This window comes from Sideroxydans sp. (assembly GCF_054604835.1).
The window spans coordinates 1-19,319 of sequence record NZ_JBTSFG010000002.1; the positions used below are offsets into that span (position 1 = coordinate 1).

General features: G+C 59.8%; 18 protein-coding genes, 1 tRNA gene and 1 other RNA gene. 3 read left to right on the forward strand and 17 right to left on the reverse strand.

The genetic code is table 11. The annotated features are described in order from the left end of the window. From ACYCZ5_RS03345 to ACYCZ5_RS03400, 12 genes are all read right to left on the reverse strand, one after another. A partial coding sequence (locus tag ACYCZ5_RS03345) for a histone H1-like repetitive region-containing protein (RefSeq protein WP_461543366.1) occupies positions 1 to 272 on the reverse strand: 272 nt, incomplete at its 3' end. Positions 273 to 371: 99 nt separating this feature from the next. Beyond that, positions 372 to 599: a hypothetical protein gene (locus ACYCZ5_RS03350; protein ID WP_461543367.1), complete on the reverse strand. Its 228-nt coding sequence runs from the start codon at positions 597 to 599 to the stop codon at positions 372 to 374. A 234-nt stretch (positions 600 to 833) separates the two neighbouring features. After that, positions 834 to 1,973 (reverse strand): ribonucleotide-diphosphate reductase subunit beta, encoded by a 1,140-nt coding sequence (locus ACYCZ5_RS03355; RefSeq protein ID WP_461543368.1) that lies wholly within the window; start codon positions 1,971 to 1,973, stop codon positions 834 to 836. A 97-nt stretch (positions 1,974 to 2,070) separates the two neighbouring features. Next, the gene (locus ACYCZ5_RS03360; protein ID WP_461543369.1) at positions 2,071 to 4,941 is read right to left on the reverse strand and encodes a ribonucleoside-diphosphate reductase subunit alpha; all 2,871 of its coding nucleotides are present in this window, start codon (positions 4,939 to 4,941) and stop codon (positions 2,071 to 2,073) included. Positions 4,942 to 5,117: 176 nt separating this feature from the next. Further along, the gene (ampD, locus tag ACYCZ5_RS03365) at positions 5,118 to 5,666 is read right to left on the reverse strand and encodes a 1,6-anhydro-N-acetylmuramyl-L-alanine amidase AmpD (protein WP_461543370.1); all 549 of its coding nucleotides are present in this window, start codon (positions 5,664 to 5,666) and stop codon (positions 5,118 to 5,120) included. Further along, positions 5,666 to 7,027 carry a sigma-54-dependent transcriptional regulator gene (locus ACYCZ5_RS03370; protein ID WP_461543371.1) on the reverse strand — a complete coding sequence of 454 codons (1,362 nt, stop codon included), beginning with the start codon at positions 7,025 to 7,027 and terminating at the stop codon, positions 5,666 to 5,668. The genes ampD and ACYCZ5_RS03370 overlap by 1 nt, the downstream gene beginning before the upstream one ends. Further along, positions 7,020 to 8,648: a sensor histidine kinase gene (locus ACYCZ5_RS03375; RefSeq protein WP_461543372.1), complete on the reverse strand. Its 1,629-nt coding sequence runs from the start codon at positions 8,646 to 8,648 to the stop codon at positions 7,020 to 7,022. Before ACYCZ5_RS03375 ends, ACYCZ5_RS03370 begins: the two co-directional genes overlap by 8 nt. A gap of 5 nt (positions 8,649 to 8,653) precedes the next feature. Continuing rightward, complete coding sequence (locus tag ACYCZ5_RS03380) at positions 8,654 to 8,872, reverse strand: PP0621 family protein (protein WP_461543373.1); 219 nt, start codon at positions 8,870 to 8,872, stop codon at positions 8,654 to 8,656. Between the two features lie 53 nt (positions 8,873 to 8,925). Next, positions 8,926 to 9,002 (reverse strand) — tRNA-Arg (locus tag ACYCZ5_RS03385). Between the two features lie 49 nt (positions 9,003 to 9,051). Further along, a complete protein-coding gene (locus ACYCZ5_RS03390) occupies positions 9,052 to 9,396 on the reverse strand; it encodes a hypothetical protein (protein ID WP_461543374.1) in 345 nt (114 codons plus the stop codon). Then, positions 9,371 to 11,449, reverse strand: a complete 2,079-nt coding sequence (locus tag ACYCZ5_RS03395; RefSeq protein ID WP_461543375.1) for a sodium:solute symporter family protein — start codon at positions 11,447 to 11,449, stop codon at positions 9,371 to 9,373. Before ACYCZ5_RS03395 ends, ACYCZ5_RS03390 begins: the two co-directional genes overlap by 26 nt. After that, positions 11,449 to 11,709, reverse strand: coding sequence for a DUF4212 domain-containing protein (locus tag ACYCZ5_RS03400; RefSeq protein ID WP_461543376.1), 261 nt, complete (start codon positions 11,707 to 11,709; stop codon positions 11,449 to 11,451). Before ACYCZ5_RS03400 ends, ACYCZ5_RS03395 begins: the two co-directional genes overlap by 1 nt. A gap of 154 nt (positions 11,710 to 11,863) precedes the next feature. On the opposite strand from ACYCZ5_RS03400, the gene ACYCZ5_RS03405 reads away from it, so the two are divergent. Both ACYCZ5_RS03405 and ACYCZ5_RS03410 read left to right on the forward strand, forming a co-directional pair. Next, on the forward strand, positions 11,864 to 12,547 hold the full coding sequence (locus tag ACYCZ5_RS03405; RefSeq protein WP_461543377.1) for a response regulator: 684 nt from the start codon (positions 11,864 to 11,866) through the stop codon (positions 12,545 to 12,547). Positions 12,548 to 12,579: 32 nt separating this feature from the next. Next, the gene (locus tag ACYCZ5_RS03410; protein ID WP_461543378.1) at positions 12,580 to 13,965 is read left to right on the forward strand and encodes a sensor histidine kinase; all 1,386 of its coding nucleotides are present in this window, start codon (positions 12,580 to 12,582) and stop codon (positions 13,963 to 13,965) included. Between the two features lie 4 nt (positions 13,966 to 13,969). Here ACYCZ5_RS03410 and ACYCZ5_RS03415 read toward each other — a convergent pair whose 3' ends face one another. Then, positions 13,970 to 14,326, reverse strand: coding sequence for a hypothetical protein (locus tag ACYCZ5_RS03415; RefSeq protein ID WP_461543379.1), 357 nt, complete (start codon positions 14,324 to 14,326; stop codon positions 13,970 to 13,972). Positions 14,327 to 14,455: 129 nt separating this feature from the next. Here ACYCZ5_RS03415 and ACYCZ5_RS03420 point away from each other — a divergent pair. After that, positions 14,456 to 14,530, forward strand: a non-coding RNA gene (locus ACYCZ5_RS03420) — sX9 sRNA. 5 nt (positions 14,531 to 14,535) lie between these two features. Here ACYCZ5_RS03420 and ACYCZ5_RS03425 read toward each other — a convergent pair. The 4 genes from ACYCZ5_RS03425 to ACYCZ5_RS03440 form a co-directional block, all read right to left on the reverse strand. Continuing rightward, positions 14,536 to 16,347 carry a sodium:solute symporter family protein gene (locus ACYCZ5_RS03425; RefSeq protein WP_461543380.1) on the reverse strand — a complete coding sequence of 604 codons (1,812 nt, stop codon included), beginning with the start codon at positions 16,345 to 16,347 and terminating at the stop codon, positions 14,536 to 14,538. A 9-nt stretch (positions 16,348 to 16,356) separates the two neighbouring features. Continuing rightward, a complete protein-coding gene (locus ACYCZ5_RS03430; RefSeq protein WP_461543381.1) occupies positions 16,357 to 16,611 on the reverse strand; it encodes a DUF4212 domain-containing protein in 255 nt (84 codons plus the stop codon). 97 nt (positions 16,612 to 16,708) lie between these two features. Continuing rightward, a complete protein-coding gene (locus ACYCZ5_RS03435) occupies positions 16,709 to 17,416 on the reverse strand; it encodes a 3'-5' exonuclease (RefSeq protein WP_461543382.1) in 708 nt (235 codons plus the stop codon). After that, complete coding sequence (locus ACYCZ5_RS03440) at positions 17,413 to 19,317, reverse strand: DUF294 nucleotidyltransferase-like domain-containing protein (RefSeq protein ID WP_461543383.1); 1,905 nt, start codon at positions 19,315 to 19,317, stop codon at positions 17,413 to 17,415. The genes ACYCZ5_RS03435 and ACYCZ5_RS03440 overlap by 4 nt, the downstream gene beginning before the upstream one ends. Positions 19,318 to 19,319: the final 2 nt, after the last annotated feature.

Consider the following 19,319-nt stretch of genomic DNA (forward strand, 5'->3'; position numbering starts at 1 on the left):
TTCGCTGCGGGCTTTTTGGCGGCGACGGCTTTCTTCGCTACCGGCTTCTTAGCTGCAACTTTTTTCGCTGCGGGCTTCTTGGCGGCGACGGCTTTCTTCGCTACCGGCTTCTTAGCTGCAACTTTTTTCGCTGCGGGCTTCTTGGCGGCGACGGCTTTCTTCGCTACCGGCTTCTTAGCTGCAACTTTTTTCGCTGCGGGCTTCTTGGCGGCGACGACCTTCTTCGCTACCGGCTTCTTTGCTGCTGGTTTGGCTTTCTTTGCTGCTACCATTTCAACCTCCTTGAGATATGAAAGTTAATAAGAACAACACTTACTACTCCTCCAGCATGCTGCCTCGCAGCAATACCAAAGCCTTTACGGCGCGATTCATCAATGCGCCTTCGATCCGTTTTCGCGTTTTGCACGCCCAGTTTTCGTCTCTATGCGAATAACTGGATGCACTGCGCCACAACCAGACATCAATGCCGGCCGAAAATCATGTTCTGTGAATTTTGAGGGAGGAAAGCCCCCGAGAGAAATCTCGTTTTTCGATTGCGCATTCAGCGCAAAAGGTGATGCCGGAAATGTAGTTGCTGCCTTAATTTCGAGTTCGCGCAAGCGAAGCCCCCTTATTTTTATCCGTCGACCACTATAAGTAGTAGTTTTTGTGGATTTTTTTCACTACATCTTGCGGTTGCAACTTTATCCGAAATATGTTTGATGTCAATAAGCAATCGTTGTTTTTTTGATATTTCTTTGCACGCCATGCAACCCGAGCTCGGTGATATGCGCATAAAAAATTTCGCCCCTTGAAAGGGGCGAAATTATTACCGCATCAACCGGCCCAGACAATCAATCCCAGGAGAGTGCGCCGCCGGTCTGATATTCAGTGACGCGCGTCTCGAAGAAGTTCTTCTCTTTCTTAAGATCGATCATCTCAGCCATCCACGGGAAGGGGTTGGTCGCACCCGGATAGAGCGCATCGATACCGATCTGCTGGCAACGGCGATTGGCGATGAAACGCAGATACTCCTTGAACATACCGGCATTGAGACCCAGCACGCCGCGCGGCATGGTGTCTTCGGCATAGCGATATTCCAGCTCCACCGCCTTGGTGAAGTGCCCTTTCAGGCGCTCCTTGAATTCCGGCGTCCACAGGTGCGGATTCTCCAGCTTGATCTGGTTAGCCATGTCCACCCCGAAGTTCAGGTGTAGCGACTCGTCACGCAGGATGTACTGAAACTGCTCCGCAGCGCCCGTCATCTTGTTCTGGCGCCCCAGCGCCAGCACTTGCACGAAGCCGACATAGAAGAACAGCCCCTCCATGATGCACGCGAAGACAATCAAAGATTCCAGCAGTTTCTGGTCGTTCTCGGGTGTGCCGGTCTTGAACTCAGGATTGGTCAACGTATCGATGAAGGGCAGCAAGAACTCATCCTTGTCGCGGATGCTCTTGACCTCATGATACATATTGAACACTTCGCCCTCGTCCATCCCCAGGCTTTCCACGATGTACTGGTAAGCATGCGTATGGATCGCCTCGTCGTATGCCTGACGCAGCAGATACTGGCGACATTCAGGCGCGGTGATATGGCGATAGGTGCCCAGCACGATGTTATTCGCAGCAAGGCTGTCGGCGGTAGAGAAGAAGCCCAGATTGCGCATGACGAGACGGCGCTCGTCCTCGGTCAGGCCATTCGGATTCTTCCACAACGCGATGTCGGCCGACATGTTGATCTCTTGCGGCAACCAGTGGTTCGCGTTACCTGCATTGTATTTTTCCCATGCCCAGTTGTATTTGATCGGAACCAACTGGTTCACGTCCGCATTCCCATTGATCAAACGCTTGTCTTCCACGCGGATGCGACCGGTCGACACCGAAGCGATGGTGTAATCATGCTCGGCAACAGGTGCGGCTCCCGCTGCCAGTGCACCCATGCGTGCAGCGGCAGGCGCGGCCGTTGGCATCACTTCATCTTCGAAATTCAGCATGTGTAGTCCTTTTCTTCTTGTATCCCCCGCGCAGGGCGCGGGTGGTGATTTCTATACGCCACGGCTCGGCAGGCTGCCGAACCGTGTCATTTGAGTATTACTGGCAAGCCTCGCACTCTGGATTGTCGATCGAGCAGAACTGCGTTTCTTCTGTAGCCGGTGCTGCCGACATCTCCCCCACACCCCCGCTCGATACCGCATTCAGCGATCCGGCACGCGACGTGGATTTCTCGGCAGACGTGGCTCCCAAGGTGCGCAGGTAATACGTGGTCTTCAGACCGCGCACCCAGGCCAGCTTGTAAGTCTCATCCAGCTTGCGGCCGGATACGCCGGACATGTAGATGTTCAGCGATTGCGCCTGATCGATCCACTTCTGGCGGCGGGAAGCCGCTTCGATCAACCATTTCGGCTCGACCTCGAACGCCGTCGCATACAGGCTACGGAGTTCCGCCGGGATGCGGTCGATCTTTGTCAGGCTGCCGTCGAAGTATTTAAGATCGGCCACCATCACCTCGTCCCACAGGCCGAGTTGTTTCAGGTCTGTCACCAGATGCTCATTGATGACGGTGAACTCGCCGGACAGGTTCGATTTGACGAAGATGTTCTGGTAGGTGGGCTCGATACAGGCCGAGACGCCGATGATGTTGGAGATGGTCGCGGTCGGCGCGATCGCCACGCAGTTCGAGTTGCGCATGCCGTGCTGACGGATACGTGCACGCAGTGCATCCCAGTCCATGGTGACCGAGGTGTCGACCTCGACATAACCGCCGCGCGCTTCGCGCAACATATCCAGACTGTCATGCGGCAGGATGCCCTGCTCCCACAAGCTGCCGCGATATGAGGCATAACGACCGCGCTCTTCGGCCAGTTCGGTGGAAGCCCAGTAGGCATAGTAGCAGACCGCTTCCATCGAACGATCGGCGAACTCGACAGCCGCTTCCGAGGAATACGGGATGCGTAGAGTATGCAGACAATCCTGAAAGCCCATGATGCCCAGACCAACCGGACGGTGCTTCAGGTTGGAATTGCGCGCCTTGGCAACGGCGTAGTAGTTGATGTCTATCACGTTATCTAGCATGCGCATGGCGGTATGCACGGTACGCTGCAACTTCTCGTGGTCGACCTGACCATCGGCAGTCAAGTGTGCCGTCAGGTTCACCGAACCAAGGTTACATACAGCGATCTCGTCTGCCGAAGTGTTCAAGGTGATCTCGGTACACAGGTTGGAGCTATGCACTACGCCCACGTGCTGCTGCGGCGAGCGGATGTTGCACGGATCCTTGAATGTGACCCATGGATGGCCAGTTTCGAACAACATGGTCAGCATCTTGCGCCACAGGCTCTGCGCCGGCACCTTGCGGAACAGCTTGATCTCACCGCTGGCGACTTTCGCCTCGTAGCCCAGATAAGCCTTTTCAAATGCAGCGCCGAATTTGTCGTGCAGATCGGGGCAGGTCGAAGGCGAGAACAGCGTCCATTCGCCACCTTCCATCACACGCTTCATGAACAGGTCCGGGATCCAGTTGGAGGTGTTCATATCGTGCGTGCGGCGACGGTCGTCGCCGGTGTTCTTGCGCAGATCGAGGAACTCCTCGATATCGAGGTGCCAAGTCTCCAGATAGGCACACACCGCGCCCTTGCGCTTGCCGCCCTGATTGACCGCCACTGCCGTATCGTTCACCACTTTGAGGAACGGCACTACACCCTGCGACTTGCCGTTGGTGCCCTTGATGTGGGAACCCAGCGCACGCACGTTGCTCCAGTCGTTGCCCAGACCGCCGGCGAACTTGGACAGCAAGGCGTTTTCCTTCAGGCCCTCGTAGATACCGTCCAGATCGTCCGCGACCGTGGTCAGGTAGCAGGAAGACAGTTGCGAACGGCGCGTGCCGGCATTGAACAATGTCGGTGTAGAGCTCATGAAATCAAAGCTGGACAGCAGACGATAGAATTCGATGGCACGCGCTTCGCGATCCACTTCATTCAGGGACAGCCCCATCGCCACGCGCATGAAGAAGGCCTGCGGCAATTCGATGCGCTTGTCTTCGACATGCAGGAAATAGCGGTCATACAAAGTCTGCAGACCGAGGTAGTTGAACTGCAGGTCGCGATCCGAGTCCAGCGCGGCCGCAAGGCGAGCCAGATCGAAACGGCCAAGTTCCTCATCCAGCAACTCGGCTTCTATGCCGCGCTTGATGAACTTGGGGAAATATTCGGCATAGCGTGTCGCCATATCGGCTTGTGTCACCGCCTCGCCCAGGATCTCGCAGCAGATGTTGTTCAGCAGCAGGCGCGCTGTCACATAGCTGTAGGCCGGATCTTGCTCGATCAATGCGCGCGCGGACAGGATGGTGCACTTGCGCACCTCTTCCATGGCTACACCATCGTACAGATCCTTCATGGTGCTCTGATGGATCTTGTTCGCGTCGACTGCATCCCCCAGACCCGCGCATGCCGCCTCGATACTGGCCAAAAGCGCTGCAACATCCAGCGGACGCTTCACCCCGCCTTCCGTCACGTTCAACAACGGCGCTTCCGGTGCTGCCGCCGCTTTGCTCTTGGCGCGCTCCTGATTGCGGCGCTCTCGGTACAACACATAGGCGCGCGCGACATCATGCTCACCCGAACGCATCAGGGACAGTTCGACCTGGTCCTGGATGTCTTCGATATGGAAGGTGCCGCCGTGCGGCTGGCGGCGCGCCAAGGCGCTCACCACACCTTCCGTCAATTGCTCCACCATCTCGCGCACGCGCGCGGAAGCCGCACCCTGACCGCCGTTCACGGCGATGAAGGCCTTGGTCATGGCAATGGATATCTTGGACGGCTCGAATGTCACGACGGAGCCGTTACGACGAATGATCTTGTATTGATCCAGCATCACGCCGGAAGCACCGGAAACCGACTCGGACTCGCGAGCAGCGAACACGTTGGTTGATACGGATGGCGATGCGGTTTCAGAAGCTTGCAGCATGTATTCTCCCCTTATATTTGCAGATGTCGCCCGGCCTTGCACCGGAGCGGCTTTACACAGAAAAACACTATATCTAGTGGTCCAACCTGCGAATTGGGGCTAATTCTAGTAGTTAAGGAAATTAATGCAAGCGGAAATTTGGCCTATATATTTCCATATCAGACCATCTCCCGCCGTTACGCGGATGAGCGGTCAAGCAGGCGAAAATATAGTGCCCAATCGAACGTCGGGCCGGGGTCGGTTTTGCGTCCGGGCGCGATATCGGCATGGCCGACGATGTGCCGGATCGGATATTTTCGTCGCAGGCGGCGCGTCAGCCGGGATAAAGCCGCATATTGCGCAGACTCAAAAGGCATGCTGTCACACCCTTCCAGCTCGATACCGATCGAAAAATCATTGCAGCGCTCGCGCCCCTGCCACACCGACACCCCCGCATGCCACGCCCGACTGCCGCAGGGGACGAACTGGGTGATGCCGCCGTCACGACCGATCAGAAAATGCGCCGAGACACGCACTCCCGCCAGTTGCGCATAATAGGGATGCGCGCCGCAGTCCAAGGTATTGGTGAACAAGTGCCGCACGCCCGGGCCGCCGAATTCGTCCGGGGGCAGGCTGATGCTGTGTATGACCAGCAAGCTGACCGACGTCTGCACCGGCCGCGCATCGAAGTTCGGCGACGCGATACGCCTGACTCCGCTCAGCCAGCCGCTCGGATCGAACTTCACTACTGTTTGTCCTTGTCAGTGATGGACAGTCTGTCCATGCGGTAGCGCAGGGCGCGGAATGTGACGCCCAATATCTTGGCGGCAGCGGTGCGATTGAAATGCGTCTGATGCAAGGCCTCCAGTATCGCTTCGCGCTCCACGCGATCCAGATAGTCGGTCAGCGGGTACTTGCCCCCCGTTGCCGCAGCCTGCTGCTCGCCGTTCACAGGTTTCAATTGCAGATCATCCGGCTGGATAAGCCCGTCTACGCACAAGGCCAGCGCGCGTTCGATCACATTCTCCAGCTCGCGCACGTTGCCGGGGAAGTCGTATGCCGACAACACCTTCAGGGCCGCAGGCGAGAACTTCGCACCTGCCGCACCACCGATCCTTGTCAGCAATTGCTGGGCGATCTGCGGGATGTCCTCATGTATCTCGCGCAAGGCCGGCATGCGCAGCGCGATCACGTTCAGCCTGTAGTACAGATCCTGGCGGAAACTGCCGTCGCGCGCACATTCAGCCAGATCGCGGTGCGTGGCGCTCAGGATACGCACATCCACCGCCTCTTCTTCGGTCGCCCCCACGCGGCGCACCCGCTTCTCCTGGATTGCGCGCAACAGCTTGACCTGCATCGCCAGCGGCAGCTCGGCCACCTCATCGAGCAAGAGCGTGCCCTGGTTCGCCGCCTGAAAGAACCCGTCCCGGTCCTTGTCGGCACCGGTGAACGCGCCTTTGCGGTAACCGAAGAACTCGCTCTCCATCAGATTCTCTGGGATCGCGCCGCAGTTGACCGCGATAAAGGGCTGCCTGCAGCGCGCACTCTGCTCCACGATCAGCCGCGCCGCCATCTCCTTGCCGCTGCCCGACTCGCCGCTGATGTGCACCGGCGCCTGACTGCGCGCGACGCGTGCGATCAGATCGCGCGCCTGCTGCATGGCCGGCGCTTCACCCAGCAATGCTGACAAGGCGCCATCCGCTTTCCCGGCACAGACCGGCAGACTGAGCGCTGAATTCACCAAGGTGCGCAATTGCTCCAGCGACACCGGCTTGGAAAGGTAATCGAACGCGCCCGCCTTGAGCGCCGCCACGGCGTTCTCCATGTTGCCGTGCGCCGTGATCACCGCGACGGGAAGATCGAGACTGCTTTCGGCGATATGGCGCACTACATCCAATCCTGTTCCGTCGGCCATGCGCATATCGGTCAGGCACATCGCATAACGACGTTCGCCCAGCCGCGCTTTCGCCTCGGACAATCCGTTCGCACGGGTCACATCCAGCCCCATGCGCGTCAGCGCAAGTTCCAGCAATTCCAGAATATCGGGCTCATCGTCCACGATCAGTACATTCGGTATCCCCGCTTCCATGCCTTTTTCCTTATGCATCTTCGGCCCTCCCGAAGGCGATGCTGAAACACGCGCCGCCCCCTTCACCGCGCCGATAACCGATCACCGCATCATTTGCTTCGCACAATTCGCGCGCGATATACAAGCCCAGCCCGGTGCCACGACTATCAGTGGTGTAGAAAGGCTCGAACAGATTCTGCACTTCCGTCTCCGCCACACCCGGCCCGTCATCCTCGACTTCGAGCAGTTGCCTTCCTTCGGCATCCTGCAGCCATCTCAACTGCACGCTACCGGGCTGCTTGCGACTATATCGCAAAGCATTGCGGCACATGTTCCACAGCACTTGCTCAAAATGGCCGCGGTCGAAATTGACTGCGCTGCCAGCAGGCACCGCCAGCTCGAACACTGCTCGTGGCACCTGCTCCACCTGCGCCAGGCTATCGATGAATAGCGACAGTGCCTGAAGCACATCTATTCTTTCCATCTGTGATCGATCACGCCGGTTGATCTGCATTACGTCCTGCACGATACGATTCAGGCGCGAAGTGTTATCCAAGATGATCTGCAGCAAGCGCGTCTGCGCCGGGTCGCGCGGCCCCTCCTGCATCAATTCGGTGGCATAGCTGATCGCCGACAGCGGATTGCGCACTTCATGCGCGATGTTCGCGGTCAGCCTGCCCAAGGCCGCCAGTTTCACCTGCTGCGCCTGCGCTTGGATGCGCTGCATATCCTCCAGCACAATCACCGCCCCCCAGAAGCTTGCTCCGCCAATCTCCAGAAAGCGCACCCTCACCATACGGTTGGTGCGCGGCAGCTGCAGCTCTTCGCCACCCAGAGCATGATTCTGCCGCCACGCGGCATACATGGCTTCCAGCAAGGGCGAGCACTCACCCAGCCCGACCTGTTGCCCTGCAGAGAAGTTATAGCCCAGCAAACGCCCGGCCCCGGGGTTGGCCTGCCGCACATGGCCGCGCTCATCTACCACCAGCATACCGTCCGGCATGCCCTGGATCATCAGCCGGTTCGCCTCCGCCATACTGGACAGATCCTCGCCGCGCCGCGCCGCCAGACGCTCACTGTCCAAGGCATATTTCGACAGCGCATGCGCCAGCCAGGCCACGGCAAAATACGAGGTGCTCAGGATGCCGGTATGAAAGAACAGCGCTTCCGATGCATCGCGGGTCAGCACCGCATAAGCGTGGCTCAGGAGCAAAGTGATGCTGGCCAGCGCCGCATACAGCAGCGTGATGCGGCCATGACTGATCATGCCGGCGAAAGCCAGTGACACCAGCAACAACATCGGCAAGTTGCTCTGCACGCCGCCTCCGATGTAACTGAGCATGCTGATGCATACAATATCGACGCACAGTTGGAAAGCGAGTTGCCACCCTGGCTGCGGCTTGCGCCAGACCACGGCCAGCACCGAAACCAATACCAGCAAGGTGAAGGTGGCGCTGATCCAGAAAAATGCCGTTTGTTCGTACTGCGTCAGCGACAGCGCCGTACCGAACAGCGCGGAGGTGAACACCAGCACACCGCCCAGGATCAGGCGATACAGATTGAACAGGGAAAGGGAACGCCAGAGACTATCCGGCGACAGCGAGGTCGGCGGACGCCAGCCTGCGAACAGCGAGACTTCGGGATTTGTGGCGTCCCGCATACGCGTCATTCCGGCTTCGATATGCGCCGGTGTGCCTCACAACAATAATAATCGTCGCCGGAAGAGAGCGCTTCACTCTTGGGCAGGTTCAAGCCGCAATGGGCGCAACTCACCATATCTTCGGGCTGCGAGGCATCTTTGGACTCGGACGGCGGACGACGGAAGCGGCGCAACAACCAGAACACCAGCGCGATGGCCACTACCAGAAATATCAGACGAGCCATGACTTTCCTCCCGGCCGCACCGCGACCGCAACATTGGATCTTGAAACCTGATTTGGTGCGCCCGGCGGGAGTCGAACCCACGACCCTTGGCTTCGGAAACCAATACTCTATCCAGCTGAGCTACGGGCGCCTGTTTGAGGGCGCGAAGGATAGCGGCTTTTGTCCGTGCAGTCCAACCGCTAAGCGGCGAAACATGCCAGTAGTGCGGCATGGCAGACATAGGCTTTGGCATAGATCAGCGCCAGCCACATCCAGAAAAGCAACAGGAAAGCAATCAACCCCAGATACTGCTGTGCGATGAAGCGCGGCGTCAGCACGCGTCCCAGCCAGAGCGCCGGCGAAGCGATCACCTGAAACAGGCGGTAAACAGGATTCTGTTGGTAACTGCGGCCGGCCAATACGCGCAATATGCCCTGCGCCAATAGTGATAGCGCGGCGACTTCCACCAGCGCCTTGAGCAACACGATCAAAAACAGTACGGACTCTCCCATCACCGGCTCAGGATGCGCTGCGGCCTTCGTCACCCGCCATGTTCGGGTAACGCACATAGTCCACCAGCGCCTGCACCTTGGCAGTCGGGGGGCGGCTCAATACGCTGCCGATGATGACGCCGACGAATCCCACCGGGATGCCGAAGATGCCTGCCGAGATCGGATTGATGTCCCACCACAGCGGCGCGTTCACGCCGAAGAACGGGTAGGTGATGTACATATAGATCATGCACACACTCAGTCCGCTGACCATGCCCGCGATGGCACCGGCCTTGTTGGCACGCTTCCAGAAGATGCCCAACACCAGTGCCGGGAAGAAGGCGGAACCGGCCAGCGAGAACGCCGCCCCCACCATAAACAGGATGTCACCCGGTTTGAGTGATGTGACATAGGCGGCACACACCGCCACCACCAGCAGCAGACCTTTGGAGATGGCCAGACGCCGTCCGGTCGGCGCCTTTGGGTCGATCATCTTGTAATACACATCGTGCGACAGCGCGTTGGCGATGGTCAGCATCAAACCGTCGGCCGTCGACAACGCGGCCGCCAGACCGCCCGCGGCCACCAGCGCGGTGACCACATAGGGCAGCCCCGCAATCTCCGGCGTGGCCAGCACGATCAGGTCGCCGCCTATGGTGACTTCGGCGAGCTGCACGATGCCGTCGCGGTTGATGTCACTCACGTTCATCAACGCCTTGTCCACCGACGCCCAGGCCGACACCCAGCTCGGCAACTCGGAGAAGCTCGATCCCACCAGCAGGGTATACACATCGTACTTGGCCAACACCGCCAACGCCGGCGCGGTGAGATACAGCAGCGAGATGAACAGCAATGACCAGAACACCGACAGTCGCGCCTCTTTCACCGAGGTCGTGGTGTAGAAGCGCATCAGGATGTGCGGCAACGCCGCCGTACCCACCATCAGACAGAACACCAGCGCCAGGAAATTCTTGCGTTTGTTGTCGCGCGTCTCTTCGTCAGGTCCGGCATAGGGTTCGGCATGCGCCGCGATGGGAGAAGATCGCAGACGGTCGGCCTCTAATTCGGCGTGCCAGACATTGTTCGCGGCGGCCATATCTTTCGGGAACGCATTCAGCGCCTGCTCCGCATCGGCGATCTCGGCATCCGCAGCGTGGCGCTTGCGCAACTCGGCAACCTGCGCCGCCAATCGGCTTCGCTCTGCCGCCAGATAGTCCTCGCCCCCGGCGTCCAAGGCGCGCAATCGTGCCTCCGTATCAGTCTGCCGCTGCTTCAAAATCCCGCGCACTTCCGCTTCGCGCGCGCCATCCGGTGTATCGGCATCATTGAGCACCTTCTCGCGCGCGGTCACCTGCTCCAGCACATAGCCGTAGGCGATCTGCGGCACCGGATTGCCGGTATGTTTCACCGACAACCAGATCACCGGGATCATGTAGGCCACAATGAGGATCACGTACTGCGACACCTGCGTCCAGGTCACCGCGCGCATGCCGCCCAGAAATGAACAGAACAGGATACTGCCCAGACCGACGAACACGCCGACGCCAAAATCCATACCGGTGAATCGACTGACGATCAAACCCAGGCCATATATCTGCGCGATAACATAAGTGAAGGAACAAAGAATGGCGGCGAACACGCCGATCATGCGCGGGCCGTCACCACCGTAGCGCGCGCCCAGGAAGTCCGGCACGGTGTATTGCCCGAACTTGCGCAGATAAGGAGCGAGGAACAGCGCCACCAGACAATAACCGCCGGTCCAACCCATGACGAACGCCAGACCGTCGTAGCCCGATATATATAAGGTTCCGGCCAAACCTATGAAACTCGCGGCGGACATCCAGTCGGCAGCGGTCGCCATGCCATTGAACAGGGCCGGAACGCGGCGGCCGGCCACATAATATTCCGACACATCCGAGGTCTTGGACAGGATACCGATACCGGCATACAGCGACACGGTCACACCGAGGAAGATATAGCCCAGTGTCTGGTTGGGCACGCCCATCTGCTCGAGGATGGACAGCAGCACGACGAAGCCGATGACGCCGCCGGTGTACAGCGAGTAATAACGTTTCAGCTGCGAGGTGAATTGCGATTGGGCTGCCATCAGGCATCCTCTCCGACGCCATATTCCTCATCCAGCTTGCCCATGCGCCAGGCATAGAACGCGACCAACAGCAGATAGATCAGCAAAGCGCCCTGCGCCGCCATGAAGAATGGAAAGGGGAAGCCCAGCACGGTCAGCGTTTGCAGTTCGCGCGCGAACCAGCTGACCACGAATGTGGCGACGAACCAGATCGCCAGCAATACGCCGGTCATGCGCAGATTGCTGCGCCAGTAGCGTCGATGTCTTTCGCCTGCCTGCATGTCTGTACTCGATCCTGTTACCTGATGCCGCGCCCGCCATTTGGACAAACTGCCGCTTGCACATAGAATGCAGTCCGGCGGCTGAAGACAAAGTCATAAGCATACCTGCCCGTGACGAACTTAACCCTATTCCCTTACGTGGGACTGACACACGATGCGCATCCTGATCGCTGAAGATGATGAAGTACTGGCAGACGGCCTGTGCAACTCCATGCGCCATTCCGGTTACGCCGTCGATTGTGTCAAGGACGGACTCTCCGCCAAACTCATCCTCAGCGGCGAACAACCGTTCGACCTGGTCATCCTCGATCTCGGCCTGCCCAAGCTGGACGGCTTCAGCGTGCTGCGCAGCCTGCGTGACAACAATCGCCAGGTGCCGGTCATCATCCTCACCGCGCGCGACGAAGAAGGGGACCGCGTAAAAGGACTGGACCTCGGCGCCGACGATTACATGATCAAACCGTTCAGCCTGCCCGAACTGGAAGCGCGCGTGCGCGCCCTGATCCGGCGCGGCCAGTGCGGCATGAACCCGGTCTATGCCTGCGGCAAGCTCACCTTCGACAGCGTGGCACGTCGCACCATGATAGACGGCGTACCGCTGGAACTCACCACACGCGAGATGAGTGTTCTCGAGGCACTGATGATGCGCACCGGTTGGGTGGTAAGCAAGGAGCAACTGCTGGAACGTCTCTACAGCTATTCCGAAGAAGCCAGCAACAACGCCATCGAAGTCTACATCCACCGATTGCGCAAGAAGGTCGAACCCGCAGGTGTCACCATCCGCACCATCCGCGGCCTGGGTTACGTCATCGACAACCTGCAAAACCCGGCAAGCTGAGCAGACCAACCGGCATCGGCTGAGACAGCGACATGGAGAACCAGATCCGATCACTGCGCAGCTACCTCATGCAGCGTTTGCTCATCTCGCTGTACCTGTTGTGGATCGCCAGCACCGCCGTCGGCTACTTCGCCACCATCAACTACGCCAACCAGCCCTACGACCTGGTGCTGCTGCAGCGCGCCAACGAGATCGCTTCGCAGCTCGGCCTGAGCCGCGGCATACCGCGCCTAGACGTGACGCCGGAACTGCCGGACGGTAGCGATCCCGGCATGCCGGACCGCGTGGTCTACACGGTCACCGACAGCGAAGGCCACAAGCTGGCGGGCAACGGCAACACGCTACGACCGCTGTCCTATCGGCGCGGCCGCACCGGCCCGCTGTTCAGCAACGGCGAGCGCGAGGGCCAGAAGACCCGCATGGTCAGCCTGACCTTCCATTCCAGCGGCCAAGTCCTGCAACTGCATGTCGCGGAGACCACCCAGCAACGCCAAGCCTTGATACGCGGCATCCTGGCCAACATCGTGATCCCGCAACTGCTGCTGACGCTGATCGCGCTCGCCGTGGTTTGGTATGGATTGAAACAGGGTCTGCGGCCGCTGGAGCGGCTGCGTAACGAAGTCGGCAGCCGGCAGCGCGATGATCTGAGCCAACTCGACGGCAGCAAGGCACCGGCTGAAGTGCGGCCGCTGATCGACGCGGTGAACGATCTGCTGGAGAGATTGAAACAGGTGATGGCAGCACAACAGCGCTTCGTCGCCGATGCCGCGCACCAATTGCGCACACCGTTCGCCGGGCTGAAGACACAGGCAGAACTCGCGTTGCGCACGAATGACACCGAACAGAAACAACATGCCTTGCGCCACATTCTGACCAGCACCCGCCATGGCACGCGTCTGGTCAACCAACTGCTGGCATTGGCCAGAACCGAACCCGCCGGTTTGGGAACCGACCGCTTCACACGTATCGATCTGCGCCAGTTGGCGCAGGAATGCACGCTGGAATGGGTGCAGATGGCGCTGGAGAAAGACATCGATCTTGGCTATGAAGCAAGCGACAAGGCTTTGCCGCTGCTGTGCGATGCGCCCAGTCTGGGCGAGTTGCTCAACAACCTGATCGATAATGCGATCCGCTATACCCCGCAAGGTGGGCACATCACCGTCAGCACGGCTTACTCACCCGGCCAGGCTCTATTGTGCGTCGAGGACAACGGGCCCGGCATCGCCCCCGAACACCGCGAGCGCGTGTTCGAACGCTTCTACCGTATCCTCGGCAGCGGCCAGAGCGGCAGCGGACTCGGCCTTTCCATCGTGGCCGAGGTCGCCAAGCGGCACGGTGCCGAGCTAACGCTGAACGAAGGGTCGGACGGCAAAGGAACGCGCATCTGCACCCGTTTCAAACTGCTGCCGCAAGGCTGAATGCTCATTCCTGCTTGCGTTTGAACACCATGGGGTGGGCATGCCGACTCAGGATGAAATCGGCGATCATCTTCAGCCAGATGGTGATGCCGGCGGTGGCGCTCCAGGATGTGTAGTCAAGCTGCGCCGTCAGCACACCGAAGATGACCCACAGCACAATCACCCCCCCCAGCAGATTGATCGCCGCCGCATAGGGTGCGAAGCGTTCCGGCCTGTCGGGCGGCACGCCCTTCCTCAGGCCGACTTCCGAGAAATCGCGTCGGATGGCGATGCGCCAGGCACGGCGCAGCCAGAAGAACGCGATCGGGAACAGGGCCAGGAACAGCACCCAAGTCATGGCTACATTCACATCGAAAACCATATTCACTCCAAATAAAAAGCCCCGCCGGGACTCGGCGGGGCCTATGTTACACGCAGCCCACTGGCTTCACAGGCGCTGAAAAACTACTGCGATGGCCATCTGCGGTGTTGCACGGTGCTCGAAATCCTCATGTACTACTCGTACATTCCGGTTCCTGCGCGCCGTGCGCCTTGCATCTGGCCATCCTCGCTACGTTTTTCAACAACCTGTTACGCGTGACGACCGTCGACCGCTTTCGCGCCGCGCGGTGTTCGCACGCTCTCCACCAGATGCTGGATATGCTCCGGCGGCTCCTTGGTGAACTTGTCCACCACGAACGCCACGATGAAGTTGACCATTGCGCCGACTGCACCGAACGCCTCAGGCGTGATGCCAAAGAAGCTGTTCGGGCCGCCGATCAGCGGCAGGTAGTCGGTACCCTTGATGAAGAACAAGCCCTTGTGCGCGAACACATAGAACAGGGTGATGGTGAGGCCCGCCAACATACCGGCGATGGCACCTTCCTTGTTCATCTTCTTGGAGAAGATACCCATCATGATCGCCGGGAACAGCGATGACGCCGCAATACCGAAGGCCAGCGCCACGGTACCGGCCGCAAAGCCCGGCGGATTCAGGCCGAGGTAACCGGCCACCACGATGGAGCAGGCCATGGCGATCTTGCCCGCCATCAACTCGCCCTTCTCGCTGATGTTCGGCTTGAACACACCCTTCACCAGGTCATGCGAGATAGCGGAGGAGATCGCCAGCAGCAGACCGGCAGCTGTGGACAGCGCAGCAGCCAGACCACCGGCAGCCACCAGCGCAATCACCCAGTTCGGCAGCAATGCGATCTCCGGGTTGGCCAGCACGATGATGTCGGCGTTGACCGACAGCTCGTTGCCCTTCCAGCCGGCCGCTTCCGCCTTGGCCTTGAATTCCTCGCTCTTGGACTTGTCGTTGTAGTACTGGATGCGACCATCGGCGTTCTTGTCCTCGAACTTCAACAGGCCAGTCACTTCCCAGCGCTTCATCCAGTCCGGACGCTCGTCATACTTGATCTGCGATTCTGCAGCATAAGGATCGGCGTTCTGCATAACCACACCGGGTGTTAGCGTACGGATTAGGTTGGTCTTGGCCATTGCGGCGACTGCCGGGGCGGTCGTATACAGGATGGCGATGAACACTAGCGCCCAACCGGCCGACAGACGTGCGGCATGCACGCTGGGCACGGTGAAGAAGCGCATGATCACGTGCGGCAGACCGGCCGTACCGATCATCAGCGACAGGGTGTACACGAACATGTTCAGCGTGCTGCCTGCCGTGGTGGTGGTGTATTGCCCGAAGCCCAGATCGACCACGACCTGATCCAGTTTCTGCAGCAGCGAAATATCCTGACCGGTCAGACTGGAGCCCAGACCCAGTTGCGGGATTGGATTGCCGGTCAGTTGCATGGAGATGAAGATCGCCGGGATGGTATAGGCGAAGATCAGCACCACATACTGTGCCACCTGAGTGTAGGTGATGCCCTTCATGCCGCCGAACACCGCATAGGTGAACACGATGCCCATACCGACGTAGATGCCGGTCTCGTTGCTCACGCCCAGGAAGCGCGAGAACGCCACGCCTACACCGGTCATCTGACCGATGATGTAGGTCAGCGAGGCCACCAGCAGGCACAGCACTGCAACGGTGGAAGCCGTCTGCGAGTAGTAGCGGTCACCGATGAACTGCGGCACGGTGAACTTGCCGAACTTGCGCAGGTAGGGTGCCAGCAGCAAGGCCAGCAGCACATAACCGCCGGTCCAGCCCATCAGGAACAGACCGCCGCCGTAGCCCATGTTGGAGATCAGGCCGGCCATGGAGATGAATGACGCGGCCGACATCCAGTCGGCCGCTGTCGCCATACCGTTGATGCGCGGACCGACGCCGCCACCGGCGACGTAGAACTCGGAAGTCGAACCGGCGCGCGCCCAGATGGCGATGCCGATGTACAGGGCGAAGCTCAGCCCCACCACCAGATAAATCGTTGTTTGCAGATCCATGTCAGCCCCTTATTCTTCGTGTACGTCGAACTTGCGATCGATTTGATCCATCTTCTTGGCATAGTAGAAAATCAGTGCCACAAAGATGTACATGGATCCCTGTTGGGCGAACCAGAAGCCCAGTGGATACCCTCCAAGATGTATGCCGTTCAGCATATCCGCGAACAGGATGCCCGCGCCAAACGAGACGATGAACCACACTGCCAGAATCTTGGTCAGCAGGCCCAACGTCGCCTTCCAGTAGGCTTCGCCTTGCTTATCCATGCTTGTCTCCCTTATTAGAATTTTCGAAGCGCCGCGCCTGACATGAAGCTAGCCTGCCCGACACTGCTCGCGGCAGGTTACGGGAGCAACCTTACAATCATCTTACGTTGCTGGCCCAGCGTTGCGCACGCTCCTGATCTCGCAATCCAGAGTAGTCGGTGACGTCCTTGCGCCGCGCCTGCGACTGGGCGATCTGCAGCAATTGCGCGGTCGCCAGCGCATCGGCCAGCGCGTTGTGCCGCGCCGCGATGTGTATGCCGAAGCGCCCTATCCAGTCATCCAGCACACGATGGCTGCGCATCAGGTCGCGATTGAGGGCGGGCATAACATAGGCCAGATCCAGCCAGGGGTGCTTGAAGTTGTGATTCAGATACTGGCGCACGGCGCGCCGGATCATGGTCTCGTCGAACGCGACATGGAAGGCGACCAGCGGCGCATCGCCAAGATATTCCAGAAAATCCAGCAAGGCCTCGGCGGGCGGCATGCCCTCGCGCTGCACCGAACCGGAGATGCCGTGAATCAAAATGTTCTCCTTGCGGCTGCTCTGCTGCTGCTGCAACACCACGGAGAAACTGTCGGCCATCACCACGCGCCCACCCACCACCGCCACCGCACCGATGGAGATCAGCGTGTCCGTCATCAGGTTCAGGCCGGTGGTCTCCACATCGACCACCACATAGCGTGCCCGCTCGAATGGCAACTTCGTATCCGGTAATGGCAACTTCTGCCACGCCGCCAGTCGCGCCGCTTGTTCCGCGTCCAGCTTGGCGCGTGGCGCGAACCAGCGTTGCAACAGCTTCTTCACAGCTGGTAATCCAGCGCCAGTTTGGCCTGCACCTTGCGTGCCTGGCGGAACGATTCTTTCAGGATGCGCCGGTCCAGTTCGTTCAGCGCGGCAGGGTCGATCAGATTGTCCAGTTGCGCGATTTCGGCCTCGCTCAATGTTGCACTGGCTTCATAGTGATGGCGCAGGCGCAGCATCTGGATGAACAGGAATGCATCGATCCACGCCTCCACCTCGGCTTCCGGCACATGCAGTGCGGCAGCGCTCTGGCGCAAGCGCTGGATGGTGCTGGTCTGTGTGGCGCCTGCAGCCAGACTGAAGATGCGCGCCGCATCGACGAACGGAGCCAGACCATTCAATTTCAAGTCGATGCGCTTGGCGTCGTTCAGCACGAAATCGCGCACCACCCCCAGCGGCGGACGGTTGCGCATCGCGTTGGCCGCCATCTGGTGCAGGAAGCGGCTGTTGCTGCGCGCCAGTTGTGCCAGCCAGTTGCGCAGCGTCTCCACCAGCTTGCGCTGCCCCGCGAGTGCACGGAAATCGAAGAAGATGGAGGCATGCAACAACGCTTCCGGCGAACCTCTGTCCACCCACTTGGTGAACACCTCCTGCCACTCTTCCAGCGACAAACACCACTTCGGATTGGAAGCCATGATGTTGCCCTTGCACAGCGGGAAGCCGCAACGCGCCATCGCCTGATTGATGCGCAACGCCACCGGCAACAGGATCGCGCGCGCCTCGTCCGCCGTCATGCCCGGCGGGGGCATAAAGATCAGCGCATTGTCCTGATCAGTGTTCAGCGTCTGCTCATAGCGCCCACCGGAACCCATCACCAGCCAGCACAGGTTCTCGTACAGTGGCGTTCCCGTCAGCGCCGAGGCGTCACACTCCAGTTCGATCAGGCGCGCCGCCAGCAGGTCGTTCAGCGTGGAGATGAACAAGGTCAGCTGCTCGGCGGCCACCCCCTGCGCCATCATGTTGCGCGCCAGCGCGCGGATGTCCCGACTGAGCGCGACCAGCGTCTCCACATCCGCCGCCTGGCGCAGTGCGCCGCTAATCTGGCGCAGCCCCACGCGCTGCAAAGAGAACAGGTCGCGCTCGGACAGGATGCCGCTCAAGGTGCCGTCCGCTTCGGTCACCAGCACATGACGGAAGCCGGCACGTGCCATCGCCATGGCCGCCTCGTACGCCGGTGCAGTTGGTGGCAATGCCATCGGTTCCGAGCTCATCACCTGCGAGATGGGCACGTCCGTCGACAGACCGGGCAGCACCACGCGCCCGAGCAGATCGTTCAGCGTGAAGATACCCAGCGGCTTGCGCTGCGCATCCACAACCACCATGGAACCGACGCGCAACTCGCGCATGGTGCGCAACACTTCCAGCAGCGCGGTATCGGGCGCACAGGTCACCGGTTCGCGACGCAGGATCTCGGACAACGGGCTGGACAGCGACTGTTGTTCGGTCGCCGCCTGCGCGAACTGTGCGCGCATTGCTTGATGCGATTGCTCGAACAGGGCGGTGATACGGCGCGTGCAGAAATCCTTGAACACCGGCGAAAGTTCGAGCAGCGCGTGGAAATCGGCCGCATCCAGCTCGAAGCAGAACACATCCTCGGCCGCGCGATAGGTGGAAGTCACTGCGCGCCCGGCCAGCAGCGCCCCCACCGGGAAGCTCTCACCCTCGTGCAGCTCGATCACCGCATCGCTGCTGTCTTCGCCTTGGCGCGCGCCGCGCACCAGCCCCTGTTTGATGATGAAGAATCGTTGCGATTTGCCCTGCGCCGGCGAGGCGATCACTTCGCCCTTGGCGTAGTAAGCAAGTTTCAGGCGTTCCAGCAGCCAGACCTGATGCGCACCTTCGAAACGGTCGAACGGGGCGTGGGCGGCGAAGAAGGTCAATTGCGATGCATGGATTGCGCTCAAAA